We start from the raw sequence: 18,942 nt of genomic DNA, 5'->3' as shown, positions 1-18,942 counted from the left end.
CATCGGCGCGGCGGGCGGCGGCCAGCGCACACGGGTGCGGATGACAGGCGCGCAGCGCCGCGAACAACTGCTGGCGATCGGCCGCGAGCTGTTCGGCCAGAAGGGCTACGAGGCGACCTCCATCGAGGAGATCGCCTCCCGTGCCGACGTCAGCAAGCCCGTCGTCTACGAGCACTTCGGCGGCAAGGAAGGCTTGTACGCGGTCGTCGTCGATCGCGAGATGCAGGTGCTGCTCGACCGGTTCACCGCTGCGCTCGCGACGCCCGGCCACCCGCGCGACCTGCTCGAGCGTGCCGCGCTGGTGCTGCTGGAGTACATCGAGGACGACACCGACGGCTTCCGGGTCCTGACCCGGGACGCCCCGGTGACCAGCGGCGCCGGTTCGTTCTCGTCGCTGATCGGCGAGGTCGCCCGCAAGGTGGAGCACCTGCTCGGGCGCCAGTTCGACTCGCGGGGCTACGACCCGCAGCTCGCCGCGCTCTACAGCCAGGCGCTGGTCGGCATGGTGGCGCTGGTCGGCCAGTGGTGGCTGAACACGCGGTCGCCGGACAAGCGCCAGGTGGCCGCCCACCTGGTGAACCTGGCCTACAACGGCCTCAGCCACCTGGACCCGGCCCCGGAGCCGGTCGACGACCCGCTGGCCGGCGAGGCCTGAGCTCGCCGGCTTCAGGCCACCAGCCGCGCGCCCGGGACCGGGCCGTGCACCGCCCGGACGGTCCGGAAGACGCCGGCGCCGGCGAGCTCCGCGGCCAGCCGCACGGCCGACTCCTCGTCGCGCGCCAGCGCCGCGACCGTGGGACCGGACCCGCTCACCACTGCGGCGAGGGCGCCCGCGGCGGTCGCCGCCCGCAGGGCGCGGCCGAGCTCGGGTCGCAGGGCGAGCGCCGGGGCCTGCAGATCGTTGGCCAGCGCCTCCGCGAGGGCGGGCGGCGTGCCGCTGCGCAGCGCGGCGATGGCGGGCTCCACGGGCGCGATGGGATCGCCCCCCGGCACGGCGCCCGCCGCGCGCAGCCGGTCGAGCTCGGCGTAGACCGCCGGGGTGGACAGTCCGTCGCCGGCGATGCCCAGCACCCAGTGCGTCGGCGTCCGGGCGAGCACCGGGGAGACCTGTTCACCACGTCCCGAGCCCAGGGCGACCCCGCCCGCCAGGCTGAACGGCACGTCGCTGCCCAGCTCCCCGGCCAGCCGGTGCAGGTCGGCGCGCGCGGCGCCGGTCCCCCACAGCCCGTCCAGCGCCACGAGAGCCGCGGCGGCGTCCGCACTCCCGCCGGCGAGACCCCCGGCGGCCGGAATCGACTTGGCGATCTCGATGGCGGCGTCCGCCCGCACCCCGGCGTGCCGGGCCAGGAGCTCGGCGGCCCGCCAGACCAGGTTGCGGCCGTCGGTCGGCACGAGGCCGGCGTCGATGCCCGTCACCGAGACCGACAGGCCCTCGCCCGGCCGGACGGTCACGGTGTCGAACAACGAGACCGCGAGGTACACCGTCCGCAGCTCGTGGAAGCCGTCCGGCCGGAGCGGACCGACCCCCAGGTGCACGTTGACCTTGGCCGGGGCGCGGGCGACGACCGCCGTCACGGCTGCACCGGCGCGGTCGCGGCCAGCCGCGCGAAATCGGTGACCGAGAGCCGCTCCCCGCGGGTGCTCGGGTCGATCCCGGCGGCCCGGAGCCGTGCCTCGGCCGCTGCGGGGCTGCCCGCCCAGCCGGCGAGGGCGGCGCGCAGGCCCTTGCGCCGCGTGGCGAACGCGGCGTCGATGACGGCGAAGGTGGCGAGACGGTCACCCGGCGGCGGCGGACGGCGGACCAGGGACACCAGCCCGGAGTCGACGTTGGGCTCGGGCCAGAAGACCCGCCGTCCGACGTTGCCGGCCCGGCGCACCTCGCCGTACCAGGCGGCCTTCACCGAGGGGACGCCGTACGCCGCGTGCCCGGGCGGCGCGGCCAGCCGCTCGGCGACCTCGGCCTGGACCAGTACCAGGGCGCGGTCGAGCGTCGGGAGCAGCTCGAGCAGGTTCAGCAGGACCGGGACGGCGATGTTGTAGGGCAGGTTCGCCACCAGCGCGGTCGGGGGCGGGCCCGGCAGCTCCTGGATGCGCAGGGCGTCCGCGGTGACGACCGTCAGCCGGTCGGTCAGGTCCGGACGGCGCTCCCCGACGGTGACCGGGAGCCGGGCGGCCAGCCGCTCGTCGATCTCGACGGCGACCACCCTCGCCGCGGCAGGGAGCAGCCCGAGGGTCAGGGAGCCGAGACCCGGGCCGACCTCCAGGACGACGTCGTCGGGCCGGAGCGCGGCGGTGCGCACGATCCGCCGGATCGTGTTGGCGTCGTGCAGGAAGTTCTGCCCCAGCGTCTTGGTCGGCCGGAGGTCCAGCTGCTGGGCCAGCTCGCGGATGGCGGCCGGCCCCAGCAGCCCGTCGGACGGGAGCGGATCGGTCAGCGGAGGCCGAGCTTGCTGGAGCAGCTGGGCCACGCGCCCCAGCCCTGCGAGGCCTGGACCCGCTGGCCGACGGCGATCTGCTCCTCGCGGCTGGCCTGGTCGGGCCGCCCCGCGCCGCCGTTGGCCGTCCAGGTCTTCAGGTTGAACTGCAGGCCGCCGTAGTAGCCGTTGCCGGTGTTCGCGGCCCAGTTCCCGCCGGCCTCGCACTTCGCCAGGCTGTCCCAGACGCTGCCGTCGGCAACGGCCGGCGCAGCGGGCTTCGGCTTGGTGCCCACGGTGGTCTGCTCGGTGACGGGCTGGACGGTGACGGCCTCGTCGATGACCTCGCGGCCCGTCTCGACCCCGTCGACCACGGTGACCTTGTAGCGCGTGACCTTCTGGCCGTCGACGCCCGGGGTGGTCACCGTGCGCTCACCCACGAACGCCTCGGGGTCGGGCGTCTCGACCTTCTCCGCCGGCACGGCGGTGGTCTGCGAGACCTCGTTGATCTGCACGCGGTAGACCTGGAGACGCATGCGGTTGAGCAGGCCCTGGTTCAGGTACATGCTCGTCCTGTCGGTCTGGCTCAGCGCGATGCCCTGCTCGGCGAGCAGGTCGCCGGCCGTGGCCGCGGTCGTGGTGACGACGCGCTGCTGGCCGTCGGCGACCAGGACGATCTCCTTCGGCGTGGTGATCGTCAGATCCATGCCGCGCAGCGGCAGACGCTCGCTGCGGCTGGCCGACAGGACCAGGCCGTCAGCCCGGTAACCCAGCTGGCCGAGTGCCTCGTCGACCGATCGCGCGGTGACGTAGACCTGGCGGGAGACGCCGTCGACGGTGAGCTGGAGGGGGCGCGCGCGGTTGAGGACGACGGTGTCGCCGTCCCGGAGCGCGTCACCGGCCGCCGGCAGGAGGACGTCGTGCGCGGCGGGCTGCAGCCCCTCGTCGTCCAGCACGTCGCCCACCGTGTCGGCGTAGGTGCCGACGTGGCGGATCTGTCCGTCGACGGTGAGCGTCACGGACTTCTGGGCGACGAAGAAGGCCAGCGTGCCGCCGATGAGTCCCAGGAGGACGACGGCGAACAGGCTGAGCTGGAGCGAGCGGCGCAAGACACATCCATCGGGTCACAGAACCCGGGCAGGAGAACGGGCACGCCATCCGAGGACGGCCTGCCGGTCACGAGGCCGGCTCGGACGGCAATCCGGCCCGGAGCGAGGCTCCAGGCCGGTGAACGCCGCCCGGGTCGGTCTCCACCCCGGCTGTCGGTCACGACACGATAACGAACACGGTTCGGCTGGCAACTGTGCACAGGGAGTGAACCAGAGGCTCTCAAGCGCGGTACGTGGGCACGCCGATACCCTGCGTGACGGACGTGCCGGGTGGTGCTACTGAGACGCCTGGGGAAGTGACGCCGGTCGCGGTGATCGACGTCACAGTGAAGAGAGGTTGCGCGGGGCGCATTTCGAGGGTGCCGAGGGGTAACCCCGGCCGCCCGTCAGCCGGCCAGCGCCCGCGCGCCGGCCCGCACCGGCCGCAGCCAGGTGAGCAGGAAACCCGCCACCGCCATCCCCGCCGCCAGCGCGGAGAAACCCCCTGCCACGAGGGTGACCGGGAGCAGATCGAAGCCCTGGGCGTCGCGATCGGGATTGATTCCCGCGACCAGCAGCAGGGTGCCCAGCGGCAGCAGCGCCAGCACGCTGGCCGCGGCGGTGACCAGGTGCGCGGTCCACGTGCGCAGCGCCTCGTCGACCGGCACGTCGGCGCCCTGGGCCGGCAGCAGCCGCACCAGCGTCCGCAACAGCGCCGCCTCCGCGAGCAGCCAGCCGGCCAGGGGGACGACGACCGCCGCCCAGGACACGCCGTCGGGCAGATCACCGCTGCGCCGCAGCGCGACCGCCAGGAGGAGCTCGGCCAGGACGACCGCCCGCATCGTCCAGAGCAGCCAGGGCGAGATCTGCTCCGACTGGCGCGGACGACGGGGGGGCACCGCGGTCTTCCAGCGCGGGCCCGGCCGGGTCACCTCGGCGAGCAGGACGCCGGCCAGCAGACCGACGACGAGCACCGGGACCCACAGGAACACCGAGGCCTCGGCGAACAGCACCACGCTGCCGATCACCCCGGCGATGCCGAGCAGCAGGCCGACCCGCCGCAGCCGCCGTCCGTGCTGGGCCTGTCGCTGCAGCGCCCGCGTGCCCTCGGGGGTCGGCTCCGCCAGCTCGACCGAACCCGCGGCGACCGCGCGACGGCCGGCCGCCAGCCACCAGGCCCGGCCCAGTAGGAAGCCCGGCACCAGCACGGCGATGAAGAGCACCACGGCGATCAGACGACCCACGGCACCAGTGTGCCTCGCCCAGCGGCGCGGCGGCGCCGGGTGGGCACGCCCTCGGCGTCAACGCCCTGAGGTCTGCTCCCACGGGCCGAAGACGCGCTCGGCGTTCACCGTCAGCATGTGGCACAGCTCTTCCAGCCCGATGCCGGTCACCTCGGCGAGCGCGCGGACCGTCAGTGGCACCAGCCGGGAGGCGTTCGCGCGGCCGCGGTGGGGCATGGGCGTGAGGAACGGCGAGTCGGTCTCGACCAGGAGCTGGTCGACCGGCGTCAGGGCGGCGGCCTCGCGCAGGTAGCCGGCGTTGCCGAACGTGAGGGTGCCGGCGAAGGAGAGCACGAAGCCGCGCGCGACACACGCCGCGGCGAAGGCCGCGTCACCGGAGAAGCAGTGGAACACGGTGTGCTCGGGGGCCCCTTCGTCGTCGAGCACCCGGAGGATCTCCTGGTGGGCGTCCCGGTCGTGGATGACCAGGGCGACCCCACGCTCCTTCGCGATCCGGATGTGCGCGCGGAACGACGCCTCCTGCGCCGCCCACCCCTCCGGTCCGGTCCGGAATCGGTCGAGCCCGGTCTCGCCGATGGCCCGTACCCGTGGCAGCGCGGCCAGCCGGTCGATCTCGGCGAGGGCGTCGTCCGTCGCCTTTCCCGCGCCGGCCTCGTTCGGATGCAGGGCGACGGCCGCCAGCACGTTCGGGTGCCGGTCCGCCAGCACCGCGGACCACCGCGACGACGGCACGTCCACGCCCACCTGCACCAGCCGGGTCACGTTGACCGCGACGGCAGCGGCGATCTCCGCGTCCACGGCCTCGGGGGACGCCCACTCGCCGTGCTCGTCGTCCGCCGGCCGTTCGCCCAGCACGATGTCGAGGTGGGTGTGGCTGTCCAGCGCGGGGGCCGGCAGCGGCTCCGGGGACGGCGGCGGTTCGCCCCGCCGGTTCGCCCGCGACGCGGCCGAGCGACTCATTCCCCTTCTTCCAGCCGCCGGATCTCCTCGTCGACGATCGAGTCGTCGAGCTTGGTGAACACCGGTGTCGGGGCGGCCAGCGGCGTGCCCGACGGGGCGAGCGGCGTCGACGCCCAGACGGCCTGACCCTGGTCGTAGGGGCCGGTGATGATCGGGTACGGGGAGCCGTCGTCGAGGTCGGTGACCTCGTGCACCTCCGGCGCCACCGACCAGGTGCCCGTGCCGCCCAGCAGCTCGTGCACCTTCTGCGACGAGTGCGGGAGGAACGGGGTGAGCAGCGCGTTGCAGTCCTTGATCGCCTGGAGCGCGGTGTGCAGCACGGTGTCCCGGCGTTCCGGGTCCTCCTTGAGCTTCCACGGCGCCTGGTCCGACAGGTACTTGTTCGCCTCGCCGACGACGCGCATCGCCTCGGTGGCGGCGGCCTTCTGCCGGTTGCGGGCCAGCAGGTCGCCGACGGGCGCGAACGCGCCGGACGTCGTCGCCAGCAGCGCGCGGTCGGCGTCGGTGAGGTCGCCGGCCGTCGGGACGGCGCCGACGTTCTTCGCCGCCATCGAGACGGTGCGGTTGACCAGGTTGCCCCAGCCGGCGACCAGCTCGTCGTTGTTGCGGCGGAGGAACTCCGCCCAGGTGAAGTCGGTGTCCTGGTTCTCCGGCCCGGCGACCGCGATGAAGTAGCGGAGCGCGTCGGCGTCGTACCGGGCGAGGAAGTCCCGCACGTAGATGACGACGTTGCGGCTGCTGGAGAACTTGCGGCCCTCCATCGTGAGGAACTCGCTGGAGACCACCTCGGTGGGCAGGTTGAGCCGCCCCAGGTCGCCCGGGGTGCCGCCCTTGTCGCCCTCGCCGTTGTAGCCGAGCAGCTGGGCGGGCCAGATCTCGGAGTGGAAGACGATGTTGTCCTTGCCCATGAAGTAATAGGCGTCGGCGTCCGGCGACTGCCACCACTGCCGCCAGGCCTCGGGGTCCCCCGAGCGGCGGGCCCACTCGATGGACGCGGACAGGTAGCCGACCACGGCGTCGAACCACACGTAGATCCGCTTGTCGTTGCGGTCGCGCCAGCCGTCGAGGGGCACGGGCACGCCCCAGTCGATGTCGCGGGTGTAGCTGCGCGGCTTGAGGTCGGCGAGCAGGTTGACGCTGAAGTTCAGGACGTTGGGCCGCCAGCTCTTGCGGGTGGCCAGCCAGTCGCCCAGCGCGCGGGTGAACGCCGGTAGGTCGAGGAAGTAGTGCTCCTCCTCGACGAACTTCGGCGTCTCGCCGTTGATCTTGCTGACCGGGTTGATCAGGTCGATCGGGTCGAGCTGGTTGCCGCAGTTGTCGCACTGGTCGCCGCGGGCGCCGTCGTAGCCGCAGATCGGGCACGTGCCCTCGATGTAGCGGTCGGGCAGGGTGCGGCCGGTCGACGGGCTGATCGCGCCGAGCGTCGTCTTCGGGAAGACGTACCCGTTCTTCAGCAGCCCGAGGAAGATCTCCTGGCTGATCGCCGCGTGGTTCTGCGTCGTCGTCCGGGTGAACAGGTCGTAGGAGAGCCCGAGGCTCGCCAGGTCGTTCACGATGATCCGGTTGTTGCGGTCGGCGATCTGCCGGGGCGTGATGCCCTCGGCGTCGGCCGCGACCGTGATCGGGGTGCCGTGCTCGTCGGTGCCGCTGACCATGAGGACCTTGTCCCCGGACATGCGGTGGAACCGGCTGAAGACGTCGGAGGGGACGCCGAACCCGGAGACGTGGCCGATGTGCCGCGGCCCGTTCGCGTAGGGCCAGGCGACTGCGGTCAGGATGTGCCGATCACTCACGGGTCAAACAGTACGGAGCGGCGTCCACCCGGTTGGGACTCAGTGCTGGCTGTAGACCGATGCCGGGGCGTTCGGGCCGTCGGTCGGCACCGGCGCGAGCACGGCGATCGCCGCCAGGGAGAGGCCGATGAGGCCGAGCGTCACGGTCGCCAGCGTGCGGTGCGTCGTGACCGGGTCGGCGCGACGGACGCGGGTGCGCGGTCCGGCCGCCACCCAGCGCTGCGCGGTCGGCGCGCTCGCCAGCAGCAGCTTGGCGACCGGAACGGCCAGGGCCATCAGCCCGAGCAGCGGGACGGGGATGTCGCCCGGGGTCGGGACCGGCAGGGCCGTCGCGACGACGAGGAGCACGGCCACCAGCAGCAGCTCGGCGTAGGCAACGGCGAGGAAGAGCGTGCGGCCGGCGGCGTCGATCAGCGCGGCGCCGCTGCCGGCGCTCAGCACGATCCAGGCGGCGAGCACGAGCAGCACGGTGGCGGCGATCCATCCGGCGGGACGGTTCGCGGCGGAGAACAGCCCGTCGAGGTGGGTCAGCGCGAGCGCCATCAGTCCGACGGCCTGGAGGACGCCGAGGACACCGGCCGAGGCCGCGGTCACCGGCATGCGGCGCGGCGCCGTCGCGGTCGTCGCGGCACCCGTCGCCGGCACCGGCGCGAGGGCGCGCGGGGCCGCGAAGGTGTCCCGGACGTCGAGGACGCTGATCGCCATACCGGTCAGCTCGGCGCGTCCCGGCTGTGGCTGAAGGGTCTCCCGGGTTTCTCACCCGCGCGGGTGACGGCGGCTCAGGCGCGCCGTGCGGCGTTCGCGGCAGCGGCGTCCTCGCGGCCACCGGGGGTGCTGAAGCGACTGTTCCGCCGTCCGTACGCGTAGTAGACGATCAGGCCGATGACCATCCAGACGGCGAAACGGACCCACGTCTCGCCCTTCAGGTTGAGCATCAGGTAGATCGACGCCAGTGCCGAGAGGATGGGCACGAGCGGCACCCAGGGCACGCGGAACGACCGCTGCAGATCCGGGCGGGTGCGGCGCAGGATCCAGACGGCGATCGAGACCAGCACGAACGCGAACAGCGTGCCGATGTTGACCAGGTCCGCCAGCGTCGTCAGCGGCACGAACCCGGCGAGCACGGCGACCACCACGCCGGTGATCAGCTGGAGCTTGTACGGCGTCCCCCACGCCGGGTGGACCCGGCCCAGGGTCGGCGGCAGCAGCCGGTCGCGGCTCATCGCGAACAGCACCCGCGACTGGCCGAGCATCAGGATCAGCACGACCGAGGTCAGCCCGGCCAGCGCGCCCAGGGAGATGACCCCGGAGAAGAACGGGAGCCCGACGCTGCGGAACGCGTCGGCGAGCGGCGCCGTCTCCGACAGCTTCGTGTACTGCTGCATGCCCACGACGACCAGGCACACCGCGACGTAGAGCGCCGTGCAGATGACCAGCGAGCCGATGATGCCGCGCGGGAGGTCCCTCTTCGGGTTCTTCGTCTCCTCCGCCGCGGTCGCCACGATGTCGAAGCCGATGAACGCGAAGAAGACGATCGCGGCGCCGGCGAGGATGCCCTCCACGCCGAAGGTGCTCGGCGTGAACCCGAACAGCGTCTGGATGAGCGGGGCCGACCAGCCACTGCCGCCCTCGCCGGCCTTCGCGGGCGGGATGAACGGGTGGTAGTTGGCGGCCTTGACGTAGAAGACGCCGACGGCGATCACGAGCAGCACGATCACGAGCTTGATGGCCACGATGACCCCGGTGACCCGGGAGGACAGCTTGATGCCGAGCATCAGGACGCCGGTCATCAGCAGCGCGATGAGGATCGCCGGGATGTTGACCGTCGCCGTCTCCCCCGCGATCGACGTGGGCAGCGGGATCCCCAGGTCGCCGAGGAGCTGGTTGAGGTACCCCGACCAGCCCACCGAGACCGTGGCGGCACCCAGCGCCAGCTCGAGGACCAGGTCCCAGCCGATGATCCACGCGACGAACTCGCCGAGGGTCGCGTAGGAGAACGTGTAGGCCGACCCGGCCACCGGCACGGTGGAGGCGAACTCGGCGTAGCAGATCGCCGCCAGTCCGCAGACGACGCCGGCGATGACGAACGAGATGGCGACCGACGGCCCCGCCACCGTCTTGGCGACCACTCCGGTGAGCACGAAGATGCCGGTGCCGATGATGACGCCGACACCGAACACGGTGAGGTCGAGCGCCGACAGATGTCGCCGGAGCCTGTGTTCCGGTTCGTCGGTGTCGCGGATGGAGTCCTCGACGGACTTGATCCGGCGTGTACCTGTCGCCACGGCGTCCTCCAGTCGTCCTCTCCCGGCAGCGTCGCACGGGTGCCGCCGCGCCGCATGCCTACGCTGCAGCCATGAGCAGCGAGGACCCGTCTGCCCTGCGGCTGCCCGACCGGACGGCCGAGGCTCGGAGCACGCCCACACCGCGGCCCCGCCCCTCGACGCTGCAGAAGGCGCCCACCCGCGAACCCGGCATGGGGGCGGTGATCGACTGCGCGGTCTACGTGGACGGCGTGCGGCAGGAGCCGGTCGCGCCCGAGGACGCGCTGCGGGTGGCGACCGAACGCGGGGGCTTCGTCTGGCTCGGCCTCTACACCCCGACCGAGGACGAGCTGACCGCGATCGCCTCGCGGTACGGCCTGCACCCCCTGGCCGTGGAGGACGCGGTCTACGCACACCAGCGCCCGAAGCTCGACCGCTACGACGACGCCCTGTTCATGGTGCTCAAGACCGCCACCTACGTGGAGCACGAACAGCTGACGGCGACCAGCGAGGTCGTGGGCACCGGCGAGGTCATGATCTTCCTCGGGGCGAACTACGTCATCACGGTGCGACACGGCGCCCACGGCGAGCTGACCGAGCTGCGGCACCGCCTCGAGGACCAGGCCGACCTGCTCTGCCTCGGCCCGTCGGCGGTGCTCTACGCGATCGCCGACCACGTCGTCGACCTGTTCGTGGAGGTGGCCGGCGCCGTCGAGGAGGACGTCGACGAGCTCGAGGCGTCGGTGTTCAGTCCCGACCGCACCGACGACATCGGACGGCTCTACCAGCTCAAGCGGGAGCTCATGCAGCTGCGCCGGGCCGTCTCGCCGCTGGAAGTGCCGCTGCAGAAGCTGGCCGACCGCCAGATCGACGCGATACCGCGCGAGATGAAGTCCTACTTCGGCGACGTCCTCGACCACGCCATCCGGGTGCGCGATCAGGTCAGCTCGCTCGACGAACTGCTGACGTCGATCCTGCAGGCATCGCTGGCCCGCACCTCGCTGGCCGACAACGAGGACACGCGCAAGATCTCGGCCTGGGCCGCCATGATCGCCGTCCCGACCCTGATCACCGGGGTCTACGGCATGAACTTCACGTACATGCCGGAGCTGAACTGGAAGTTCGGCTATCCGCTGGTGCTGCTGGTCATCGTCGCCGTCTGCTCGCTGCTCTACCGCGGCTTCAAGCGCAACGGCTGGTTGTAGAGACCTGGCTCGCCCCGCGATTGCGCGCTGAGGGCCCGATCCCGGTGGCCGAATCGGGCCACGACGACGCAACGACGGCGGCCTGTGGACGACGCCAGCGGGAACCCCGTGGATCCGCCAGGGTTCGTCGGTGCCGCCCGCCCCCTCCGTCCCCACACAGCTGACCAGCGATGTCTTCCGCGGGTCAGCTGTCCTCACTGCTGGGCTGCTGAGCCGCAAGCAACTCCGTGGGGCGAGTTGGCGCCGGCTGTTCCGCGACGTCTACGTCCACCGCGACGTCCCCGTGACGCATGAACTCCGCGCCCGCGGGGCGATCGCACTCCTGCCGGCTGGTGTCGTCACCGGCCGGAGCGCCGCCGTTCTGTGGGGGGTCGATCTCGCCGGCCCCGACGACGACGTCGAGGTCACCCTCGCGCCGGGGACGTCCATGCTGCGGATCACCGGCCTGCACACCAGACGGGCTGCCCTGTGCGAGGACCACATCTGGCACCGCCGGGGTGTGCCGACCACCTCTCCGGAGGCGACGGCGACGCGGCTCGCGGCGGTGCTCCCCGAGGACGACGCGGTGGCTGCGCTCGACCGGCTCATCGACACCAAGGTGGTCGACCTCGCAGGTGTTCGCCGCCACGCCGCGGCCCTGCACGGCCCGGGTTCCGCACGGGCTCGCAGGGCCGCCGCGCTCGCCGACGGCCTGGCCGGATCACCGCAGGAGACCCGGCTGCGCCTGCTGATCGGCCGCAGCCATCTCCCGGAGCCGGTCGCCCAGTTCACGATCCGGGACCGCGAGGGCTTCATCGGCCGGGTGGACTTCGCCTGGCCGGAGCACAGGGTGGTGGTCGAGTATGACGGGCTCTGGCACGCCGAGAACCGGCAGTTCGCCAGGGACCGTGACCGGCTGAACCGACTCCGCGCGGCCGGCTGGCAGGTCGTGTTCGTCACCGCAGCGATGCTCTACGAGCCCGAAAAGCTCATCGCGATGATCGCCGCCGCTCTCGCCTCGTCGTCATTGCGCACGTGAGGCCCGATCAGGGACGTCGGATCGGGCCGGAACCGCGCAATCGGCGAGCGGGCTAGGGCGTCTTGTGGGCGAGGACGGCGTCGTAGACCGTGCGGCGCGGGAGTCCCGTGCGGACGACGACGGCCCGGATCGCGTCCTTGCGCGTGGCGCCGGCCGCCTCCTCCTCCGCCACGGCCGCGGCGAGGGCAGCGTCGTCCATCTCGACCGCCCGCTCGGGCGCACCGGCGACGACGAGCGTGATCTCGCCCTTCACCCCCTCGGCCGCCCACGACGCGAGCTCGGTCAGCGGCCCCCGGCGGATCTCCTCGTAGGTCTTGGTCAGCTCCCGGCAGACGGCGGCCTCCCGATCGGACCCGAAGGCGGCCGCGGCGTCGACGAGCGCATCGGCGAGCCGGTGCGGCGACTCGAAGAAGACCATCGTCCGCCGCTCGTCGGCCAGCGACGTCAGGCGCGAGCGCCGCTCCCCCGCCTTCCGTGGCAGGAAGCCCTCGAAGCAGAACCGGTCGACCGGCAGGCCGGACACCGCCAGCGCGGTGGTCACCGCCGACGGGCCCGGCACCGAGGTGACCGGAACGCCGGCGTCGATCGCCGCCCGGACCAGCGTGTAGCCGGGGTCGGACACCGACGGCATGCCCGCGTCGGTGAGCAGCAGGACCGTGGCGCCCTCGGCCAGCGCGGCCATCAACCCGGGCAGGCGGGCCTGCTCCACCGACTCGTGGAACGTGACGACCCGGCCGGTGAAGGTGACGCCCAGGTCGGCGGCGAGGCGGTGCAGACGCCGGGTGTCCTCCACGGCCAGGACGTCGGCCGACGCCATGACCTCGCGCAGCCGCGGGCCGACGTCCCCCGGCTGCCCGAGGGGCGCCCCGCCGAGGACCAGCCGACCGTTCACGGGACGAGCCTGTCACGGGCAGCCCGGTCACTACCCTGGCGGCATGGCGGTACTGGCTCCCGAGCGGGCGGACCCGAGCCCCCGGGATCCCGCCGTGGCAGCGCCGTCGCGTCGGTGGCCGCTCCCCCGCCCGCGCCGCGACCGCACGCCGCCCCTGCCACTGGACGGCCGGCTGTCGTGGGTGCTGACCGCCGTGCTCGGCGTCGCCACCCTGGCCAGCCGGCTCTGGGGCATCACGTACCCGCCGGACAAGCTGTTCGACGAGGCGTACTACCCGCCCGAGGCGCACGAGCTGCTGACCTGGGGTTTCGAGTACAACCGCGGCTACTCCTTCATCGTCCACCCGCCGCTGGGCAAGTGGATGATCGCGATCGGCGAGCAGCTGTTCGGCTACAACTCCTTCGGCTGGCGCTTCCCCTCCGCGGTCGCCGGCGCCGTGGCGGTCGTCGTCCTCGTCCGGCTGGCGCGACGGCTGACCGGCTCCACCCTGCTCGGATTGCTCGCCGGTCTGCTGCTGGCGCTCGACGGCTTCTCCTTCGCCATCTCGCGGATCGGTCTGCTCGACGTCTTCCTGCAGGTCTTCGTCCTCGGCGCCGTCGCCTGCCTGGTCGTCGACCGCGACACGGTGCGGGCCCGGGTGCGCGCGATGAACGGGGTCCCGGCGCGGCTGGGACCGCGCGGCTGGCGGATCGCCGCGGGCTTCCTGTTCGGCTGCGCCTGCGCGGTCAAGTGGAGCGGCGTCTGGTTCCTCGCCTTCTTCGCCGTCCTCTCGCTGTTCTGGGACCGCACCGCGTGGCGGGACTCCGGCGTCCCCCGGCCTGCCCGCACCGCGCTGCGCCGCGGCCTGCCGGGGGCGGTCTGGGCGCTGGGCGCCGTCCCGGTGCTGACCTACGTGGCGAGCTTCACCGGCTGGTTCCTCGGGGAGACCTCGCAGGGCAAGGCCTGGGCGCAGCAGCATCCGCACACGGCGTTCCCGTTCGTCCCCGACGCGCTGCGCTCGCTGTGGCACGAGCACGCGCAGTGGCTGACCTTCCACAACAACCTGTCGACCCCGCACCCGTGGCAGTCGGGCCCGTGGTCATGGCTGGTGGACGGCCGGCCGATCCTGCTCTGGAACCCGCAGGGCCTGACCGGCGCGGACGGCGCCCCCGTCATCCGCTACATCCTGATGATCGGGACGCCCGCCCTCTGGTTCGCCTTCGCGCCCGCGATGCTGTGGCTCGTCTGGCGGATCGTCGCGCGCCGGGACCCGGCCGCGATCGTGGCCGCGGTCGCGATCGCGGCGGGCTGGCTCACCTGGTTCAACAACCCCGAGCGCACGATGTTCATCTTCTACATGGCGCCCGTGGTGCCGTTCTTCGTGCTGGCGGTGACCCTCGCGCTCCAGGACGTGCTCGGGCGTGCGGACGACGACGCCGCCCGCCGCCAGGTCGGGCTCGGCGCCGTCTGTCTCTACGTGGCCCTGGTCGCGGCCACCTTCGCCTTCTTCTACCCGCTGCTCACCGGCGATCCGCTGAGCCGTGCGCAGTGGGCGCTGCGGATGTGGTTTCCGTCATGGATCTGAGCGTCGGCTGGTCATTTACATAGTTGGGTTGTACAACTGACTGCGTGCCGCCCGTCCTGACCGCCGCCGAGCTCGAGGCTCTCGTCCTCCGGCTCACCGCGGTCACAACCCGCCGCGAGGGTTTCAGCCGCACGGCCGCCGCCACCCTCTCCCGCCTGGCCGGCTCCGGTGCGGCCCGGCTGACCGAGCTCGCCGTGGCCGAAGGCGTCAGCCAGCCGTCCATGAGCAGCCTCATCGCCCGGCTGGTCGATCAGGGGCTCGTGCAGCGGGACTCCGATCCGGACGACGCCCGCGCCGTGCGGCTCAGCCTCACCCCCGGCGGACAGGCGCTCGTCGACGAGCGCCGAGCCGCCCGGACCCGGCGACTGGACGGCGCGCTGGCCGAACTGCCCGCCGACGACGTCGCACGGATCGCCGACGCCATCCCCGCTCTGACCCGTCTCGCCGACGCGCTGCGCCGGCCCACGAAGGAGGTGAGCCGGTGAGCTCCGCCGCCGGTTCCAGCATGTTCAAGCAGCCGAAGGCGGTCTACGCCGTCGCCTTCGCCTGTGTCGTCAGCTTCATGGGCATCGGCCTGGTCGACCCGATCCTGCCGGCGCTGTCGGTGCAACTGCACGCCACGCCGAGCCAGGTCAGCCTGCTGTTCACCAGCTACCTGGTCGTGACCGCGGTGGCCATGCTGTTCACCGGCTGGGTGTCCAGCCGGATCGGCGCCAAGCGCACCCTGATCACCGGCCTGGTGATCATCGTGGTGTTCTCCGCGCTCGCGGGGCTGTCGGGCTCGATCGGCGGCATCGTCGGTTTCCGCGCCGGCTGGGGGCTGGGCAACGCCCTGTTCATCGCCACGTCGCTGGCGGTCATCGTCGCCTCGGCCACCGGTGGCTTCGCCGGCGCGATCGTCCTCTACGAGGCCGCGCTCGGCCTGGGCATCGCCGCCGGACCCCTGGTCGGCGGGCTGCTCGGCGACATCAGCTGGCGGGGCCCGTTCTTCGGCGTCGCCGTCCTCATGGCCATCGCCCTGCTGGCCACCGTCGTCCTGCTGGACGAGACCCCGAAGCCGGCCCACCGCACGTCGGTCCTGGCGCCGCTCAAGGCGCTGCGCCACCGCAGCCTGCTGACCATGAGCCTGACCGCGGTGCTCTACAACTGGGGCTTCTTCACGATGCTGGGGTACGCGCCGTACCCCATGGAGCTCGACGCGGTGCATCTCGGCTTCGTGTTCTTCGGCTGGGGTCTGCTCGTCGCCTTCTTCGCAGTCATCGGCGCACCGCGGCTGCAGGCCCGCTTCGGCACCGCCCCGTCGCTGTACGGCGCGCTGGGCTTCTTCGCCGTCCTGCTGCTGCTCATCGGGCTGTTCACCGACGTCCGCTGGGCGCTGATCGTCTGTGTCATCGCCTCGGGCATCGTCGTCGGCATCAACAACACGCTGACCACCCAGGCCGTCATGCTGGTCTCGCCGGTGGAGCGGCCGGTCGCGTCGGCGGCCTACGGCTTCGTCCGGTTCATCGGCGGTGGCCTGGCCCCGTTCGCCGCGGGCAAGCTCGCCGAGCACTTCAACCTGCACGTGCCGTTCATCGTCGGGGCGGTGGCGGTCGTGGCCGGCATCGGCGTGCTGGCCACCGGTCACCGCATGCTCGCCCGGGCGGACGCCGACATGGCGTCGGGCGGGCATGCCCCGACCGACGACGACATCGCCGGCGAGGTGGCCGACGAGTTCGGCGGCGCTCCGGGGGCGATCGACGACGAGCTCCAGGCGGAGGCACGCGCCCGCTCCTGACGCCCTACGGTGGCGGGATGAGCGAGCTGCTGACCGAGATCGACGGCGATGTCTGGCGGATCACGCTGGACCGGCCGGAGCGGGGCAACTCGCTGACCCCCGCTCTCGCCGGTGAGCTGTCCGCCGCTTTCCGCGACCGACCGGCGGAGACCAGGGCTGTCCTACTGCTGGGCAACGGACCCCGGTTCTGCGTGGGCGGTGACGTGCAGTCCTTCGGCGACGCCGAGGACCCGGGCGCGTTCGTCGGACAGCTCGCGCACGACTGGCACGACGTCATCCGGCTGCTCCTCGCGACCCCGGTGCCCGTGGTGGCCGGCGTGCAGGGTGCCGTCGCCGGGGCCGCCCTGGGCCTGATCGGCGCCTGCGACGTCGTCGTCTGCGGGCGCGGCACGAAGCTGCGCCCCGGCTACGGCGGCCTGGGCTTCTCCCCCGACGGCGGCTCGTCGTGGGCCCTCGCCCGCGCGCTCGGCGCCCCCCGGGCACTGGAGCTCATGCTCACCAACGGCACGCTGTCGGCGGCGGACGCCCACCTGTTCGGCCTCGTCGGGCGGCTGGTCGAGGACGACGAGCTGCGCGACTCCGCGATCGCGCTGGCCCACGAGGTCGCCGCGGGCCCGATCCGCGCAATGGTCCGCACCCGGTCGCTGGTGCGGCAGGCCGCGATCCGCACGCTCGAGGAGCAACTGGACGACGAGGCGCAGCTGATCGCCGAGTCCGCCGCCGACCCCGAAGGAATCGAGGGCGTGCGGGCGTTCGTCGAGAAGCGGACGCCGGACTTCCGCAACGCCCGCTGAGGAGCCCCGGGCTCAGTCCTCGCGATCGCGCCGGACGACGGCGACGACGCCCAGGACGACGGCGAGCACCACGACGACGGCCGCCACGGCGATCAGCACCCGGGTGAGCCCACCGGCCCCCGGCCAGAGGCCGCTGAGCCCGTCGGCGATGAACCACAGGGCGACGACGGTGCCACCGGCCCAGATCAGCCGGCGGGCGCGGGCCGCCTGCGGCTCGGGCGGTTCCGGTGCCTCGGGCGAGTTCACTGTGTCCTCCTGGAACGGCGAACGCCGCCGGGGCGGAGGCCCCGACGGCGTCGGCTGGTTGGTGCGGTGAAGGTGTGGAGCTGAGGGGAGTTGAACCCCTGACCCCCTCGATGCGAACGAGGTGCGCTACCGGACTGCGCCACAGCCCCTTCGATGGACAGTTTACCGTCCCGACTCCCCGGCGCCAGCACCGGGGAGTCGGTCCCCTGCAACGTCCCGCCGCGAGCATGCGAGCGGTGAGGGGCAGGGGGTGTTCTTCAGAGGCTGGCGACCTTGCGCGGCTGGTACTCGTCGATGTCGGCGAACCCGATGTCGTCGTCGTCCAGCCCGACCACCGCGCTCTGCTGCCAGCCGGCCGGCGCCGCCGTCCGCGCCTTGATGACCCGTGCCCGGAACTGGGCGACCGGGGCGATGGGCACGCTCGGGTGCGGCAGGTCGGTCTGGGCCACGGTCTCGTGGACCGACTCCTCCACCGGCACCTGACGCGTCGCGGCACGCAGCGCCTCGCGGGCCGCGGCACGTGCGGCCCGGCGGGCGGCCAGGCGCTCGCGGCGGGCGACCTTCCGGAGCACGAGCACGTACCCGACGACGGCGAGGTCGAGGAACAGCTGCGCCGTCCAGAGCCACGGGCTGTAGAGCACCGCGCCGGCCAGGGAGAGCGCCGCGAGGGCGACCAGGCCGCCGAGGGTGCGGCGGCGCATCGCGTGCACGTCGACCTGCAGCTCACCGCTGGTGCGCAGGAGGTCGCGGTCGACCGAGACGCGCTCGGTGTCGGCGTGGACCACGGGGTCCACGGTCCGGCGCCGCTGCAGCGTCCGGCCCGAGTCGGCCAGTTCCGCCCGGCCTCCCTGCGTGTCGCCGCGGGTCACCACCATGGGCACCAGCACGACGAACCAGAGAACGACCAGAGCGGCCAAGAGCACGCCCGATCCCATTCGAACACCACCTGTCACATGAGTCACTCGCAGGGGCGAGGTTATGCAGGTCGGCCGCGCGATCCCGGGAGGCGCGCGGTGTGTCGCTGATGTGTTCTGAGGCCCGTGTGACTCACGGGGCGTGTCGCGGCGGACCTGCCGGGGCCGGAGTCGCTCACCGTGGTATCCGCTCCTGCCATCGGGCGAGCACGGTGCCGGGAAGGTCCTCGGCCAGCAGGGAGTAGGCGAAGTGGTCCCGCCAGTCGCCGTCGATGTCCAGGTAGCGCCGCAGCAGGCCTTCGCGCTGGAAGCCGAGCCGCTCGACGAGCCGCTGGCTCGGACCGTTCTCGGGCCGGATGTCGGCCTGCAGCCGGTGCAGCCCGACATCGGTGAAGGCGTGGTCGCAGACCAGCGCGACGGCCAGCGAGGCCATGCCGCGGCCCGCGGCCGCGCGGTCGATCCAGTAGCCGAGGTAGCCGGCGCGCAGCGCCCCGCGGACGACGTTGTCGATGGTCACCTGACCGGCGAGCCGACCCTCGACGCGGACGGCGAACGGCAGCGACGTGCCCTGGCGCGCGCGACGCAGCGCCGCGCGGCGCATCGCGTGGTAGGCCGGTGGCGTGTGGCGGTCCCGCCAGGGCAGCGCGTGCGAAGGCTCCCAGCGGCTCAGCCAGGACTCGTTCGCCACGCGCAGCCGGCTCCACTCGCCGGCGTCCCGGCGCCGGAGGGGGTGCAGCTCGACCGGGCCCCAGCCGAGCGTGGCCGGCCA

General features: G+C 72.9%; 19 protein-coding genes and 1 tRNA gene. 7 read left to right on the top strand and 13 right to left on the bottom strand.

What is annotated here, in order from left to right:
• Positions 1-40: 40 nt before the first annotated feature.
• Positions 41-655 (top strand): TetR/AcrR family transcriptional regulator, encoded by a 615-nt coding sequence (locus tag AC2H4J_RS02650; RefSeq protein ID WP_487463271.1) that lies wholly within the window; start codon positions 41-43, stop codon positions 653-655.
• Between the two features lie 11 nt (positions 656-666).
• Here the strand turns inward: AC2H4J_RS02650 and AC2H4J_RS02645 are convergent, their stop codons facing one another.
• From AC2H4J_RS02645 to AC2H4J_RS02610, 8 genes are all read right to left on the bottom strand, one after another.
• Entirely contained in the window at positions 667-1,575 is a 909-nt protein-coding gene (locus tag AC2H4J_RS02645; protein WP_487463270.1) for a 4-(cytidine 5'-diphospho)-2-C-methyl-D-erythritol kinase, read from the bottom strand.
• A complete protein-coding gene (gene rsmA, locus AC2H4J_RS02640) occupies positions 1,572-2,468 on the bottom strand; it encodes a 16S rRNA (adenine(1518)-N(6)/adenine(1519)-N(6))-dimethyltransferase RsmA (protein ID WP_487463269.1) in 897 nt (298 codons plus the stop codon). Before rsmA ends, AC2H4J_RS02645 begins: the two co-directional genes overlap by 4 nt.
• Positions 2,432-3,523: a resuscitation-promoting factor gene (locus tag AC2H4J_RS02635; protein WP_487463268.1), complete on the bottom strand. Its 1,092-nt coding sequence runs from the start codon at positions 3,521-3,523 to the stop codon at positions 2,432-2,434. The genes rsmA and AC2H4J_RS02635 overlap by 37 nt, the downstream gene beginning before the upstream one ends.
• Before the next feature lie 386 nt (positions 3,524-3,909).
• Positions 3,910-4,746, bottom strand: a complete 837-nt coding sequence (locus AC2H4J_RS02630) for a hypothetical protein (protein WP_487463267.1) — start codon at positions 4,744-4,746, stop codon at positions 3,910-3,912.
• A gap of 57 nt (positions 4,747-4,803) precedes the next feature.
• Entirely contained in the window at positions 4,804-5,706 is a 903-nt protein-coding gene (locus AC2H4J_RS02625) for a TatD family hydrolase (protein WP_487463266.1), read from the bottom strand.
• Positions 5,703-7,499 (bottom strand): methionine--tRNA ligase, encoded by a 1,797-nt coding sequence (metG, locus tag AC2H4J_RS02620; RefSeq protein ID WP_487463265.1) that lies wholly within the window; start codon positions 7,497-7,499, stop codon positions 5,703-5,705. The genes AC2H4J_RS02625 and metG overlap by 4 nt, the downstream gene beginning before the upstream one ends.
• A gap of 39 nt (positions 7,500-7,538) precedes the next feature.
• The gene (locus AC2H4J_RS02615) at positions 7,539-8,204 is read right to left on the bottom strand and encodes a hypothetical protein (RefSeq protein WP_487463264.1); all 666 of its coding nucleotides are present in this window, start codon (positions 8,202-8,204) and stop codon (positions 7,539-7,541) included.
• A 74-nt stretch (positions 8,205-8,278) separates the two neighbouring features.
• Entirely contained in the window at positions 8,279-9,784 is a 1,506-nt protein-coding gene (locus AC2H4J_RS02610; protein ID WP_487463263.1) for an amino acid permease, read from the bottom strand.
• Positions 9,785-9,855: 71 nt separating this feature from the next.
• On the opposite strand from AC2H4J_RS02610, the gene corA reads away from it, so the two are divergent.
• Both corA and AC2H4J_RS02600 read left to right on the top strand, forming a co-directional pair.
• Positions 9,856-10,968, top strand: a complete 1,113-nt coding sequence (corA, locus tag AC2H4J_RS02605; RefSeq protein WP_487463262.1) for a magnesium/cobalt transporter CorA — start codon at positions 9,856-9,858, stop codon at positions 10,966-10,968.
• A 130-nt stretch (positions 10,969-11,098) separates the two neighbouring features.
• A complete protein-coding gene (locus AC2H4J_RS02600) occupies positions 11,099-11,986 on the top strand; it encodes a DUF559 domain-containing protein (protein WP_487463261.1) in 888 nt (295 codons plus the stop codon).
• Between the two features lie 52 nt (positions 11,987-12,038).
• On the opposite strand, the gene rsmI is transcribed toward AC2H4J_RS02600, so the two are convergent.
• Entirely contained in the window at positions 12,039-12,878 is an 840-nt protein-coding gene (gene rsmI / locus AC2H4J_RS02595; RefSeq protein WP_487463260.1) for a 16S rRNA (cytidine(1402)-2'-O)-methyltransferase, read from the bottom strand.
• A gap of 43 nt (positions 12,879-12,921) precedes the next feature.
• On the opposite strand from rsmI, the gene AC2H4J_RS02590 reads away from it, so the two are divergent.
• The 4 genes from AC2H4J_RS02590 to AC2H4J_RS02575 are packed head-to-tail and all read left to right on the top strand — an operon-like array spanning position 12,922 to position 17,013.
• Complete coding sequence (locus tag AC2H4J_RS02590; protein ID WP_487463259.1) at positions 12,922-14,442, top strand: dolichyl-phosphate-mannose--protein mannosyltransferase; 1,521 nt, start codon at positions 12,922-12,924, stop codon at positions 14,440-14,442.
• Between the two features lie 44 nt (positions 14,443-14,486).
• Positions 14,487-14,927 (top strand): MarR family transcriptional regulator, encoded by a 441-nt coding sequence (locus AC2H4J_RS02585; protein WP_487463258.1) that lies wholly within the window; start codon positions 14,487-14,489, stop codon positions 14,925-14,927.
• The gene (locus tag AC2H4J_RS02580) at positions 14,924-16,219 is read left to right on the top strand and encodes an MFS transporter (RefSeq protein ID WP_487463257.1); all 1,296 of its coding nucleotides are present in this window, start codon (positions 14,924-14,926) and stop codon (positions 16,217-16,219) included. Before AC2H4J_RS02585 ends, AC2H4J_RS02580 begins: the two co-directional genes overlap by 4 nt.
• A 17-nt stretch (positions 16,220-16,236) precedes the next feature.
• The gene (locus tag AC2H4J_RS02575; protein ID WP_487463256.1) at positions 16,237-17,013 is read left to right on the top strand and encodes an enoyl-CoA hydratase/isomerase family protein; all 777 of its coding nucleotides are present in this window, start codon (positions 16,237-16,239) and stop codon (positions 17,011-17,013) included.
• 12 nt (positions 17,014-17,025) lie between these two features.
• Here the strand turns inward: AC2H4J_RS02575 and AC2H4J_RS02570 are convergent, their stop codons facing one another.
• The 4 genes from AC2H4J_RS02570 to AC2H4J_RS02555 all read right to left on the bottom strand — a co-directional run bounded on the left by AC2H4J_RS02570 (position 17,026) and on the right by AC2H4J_RS02555 (position 18,909).
• Positions 17,026-17,259: a hypothetical protein gene (locus AC2H4J_RS02570; protein WP_487463255.1), complete on the bottom strand. Its 234-nt coding sequence runs from the start codon at positions 17,257-17,259 to the stop codon at positions 17,026-17,028.
• 75 nt (positions 17,260-17,334) lie between these two features.
• Positions 17,335-17,408: transfer RNA gene (locus tag AC2H4J_RS02565), tRNA-Ala, on the bottom strand.
• 108 nt (positions 17,409-17,516) lie between these two features.
• Positions 17,517-18,182, bottom strand: coding sequence for a hypothetical protein (locus AC2H4J_RS02560; RefSeq protein ID WP_487463254.1), 666 nt, complete (start codon positions 18,180-18,182; stop codon positions 17,517-17,519).
• 166 nt (positions 18,183-18,348) lie between these two features.
• A complete protein-coding gene (locus tag AC2H4J_RS02555; protein ID WP_487463691.1) occupies positions 18,349-18,909 on the bottom strand; it encodes a GNAT family N-acetyltransferase in 561 nt (186 codons plus the stop codon).
• Positions 18,910-18,942: the final 33 nt, after the last annotated feature.

The sequence above is a fragment of the Blastococcus sp. OS1-29 genome (genome assembly GCF_057628075.1).
The sequence above is the reverse complement of the archived record's forward strand: the minus strand, read 5'-3'. Positions and strand labels throughout refer to the sequence as shown.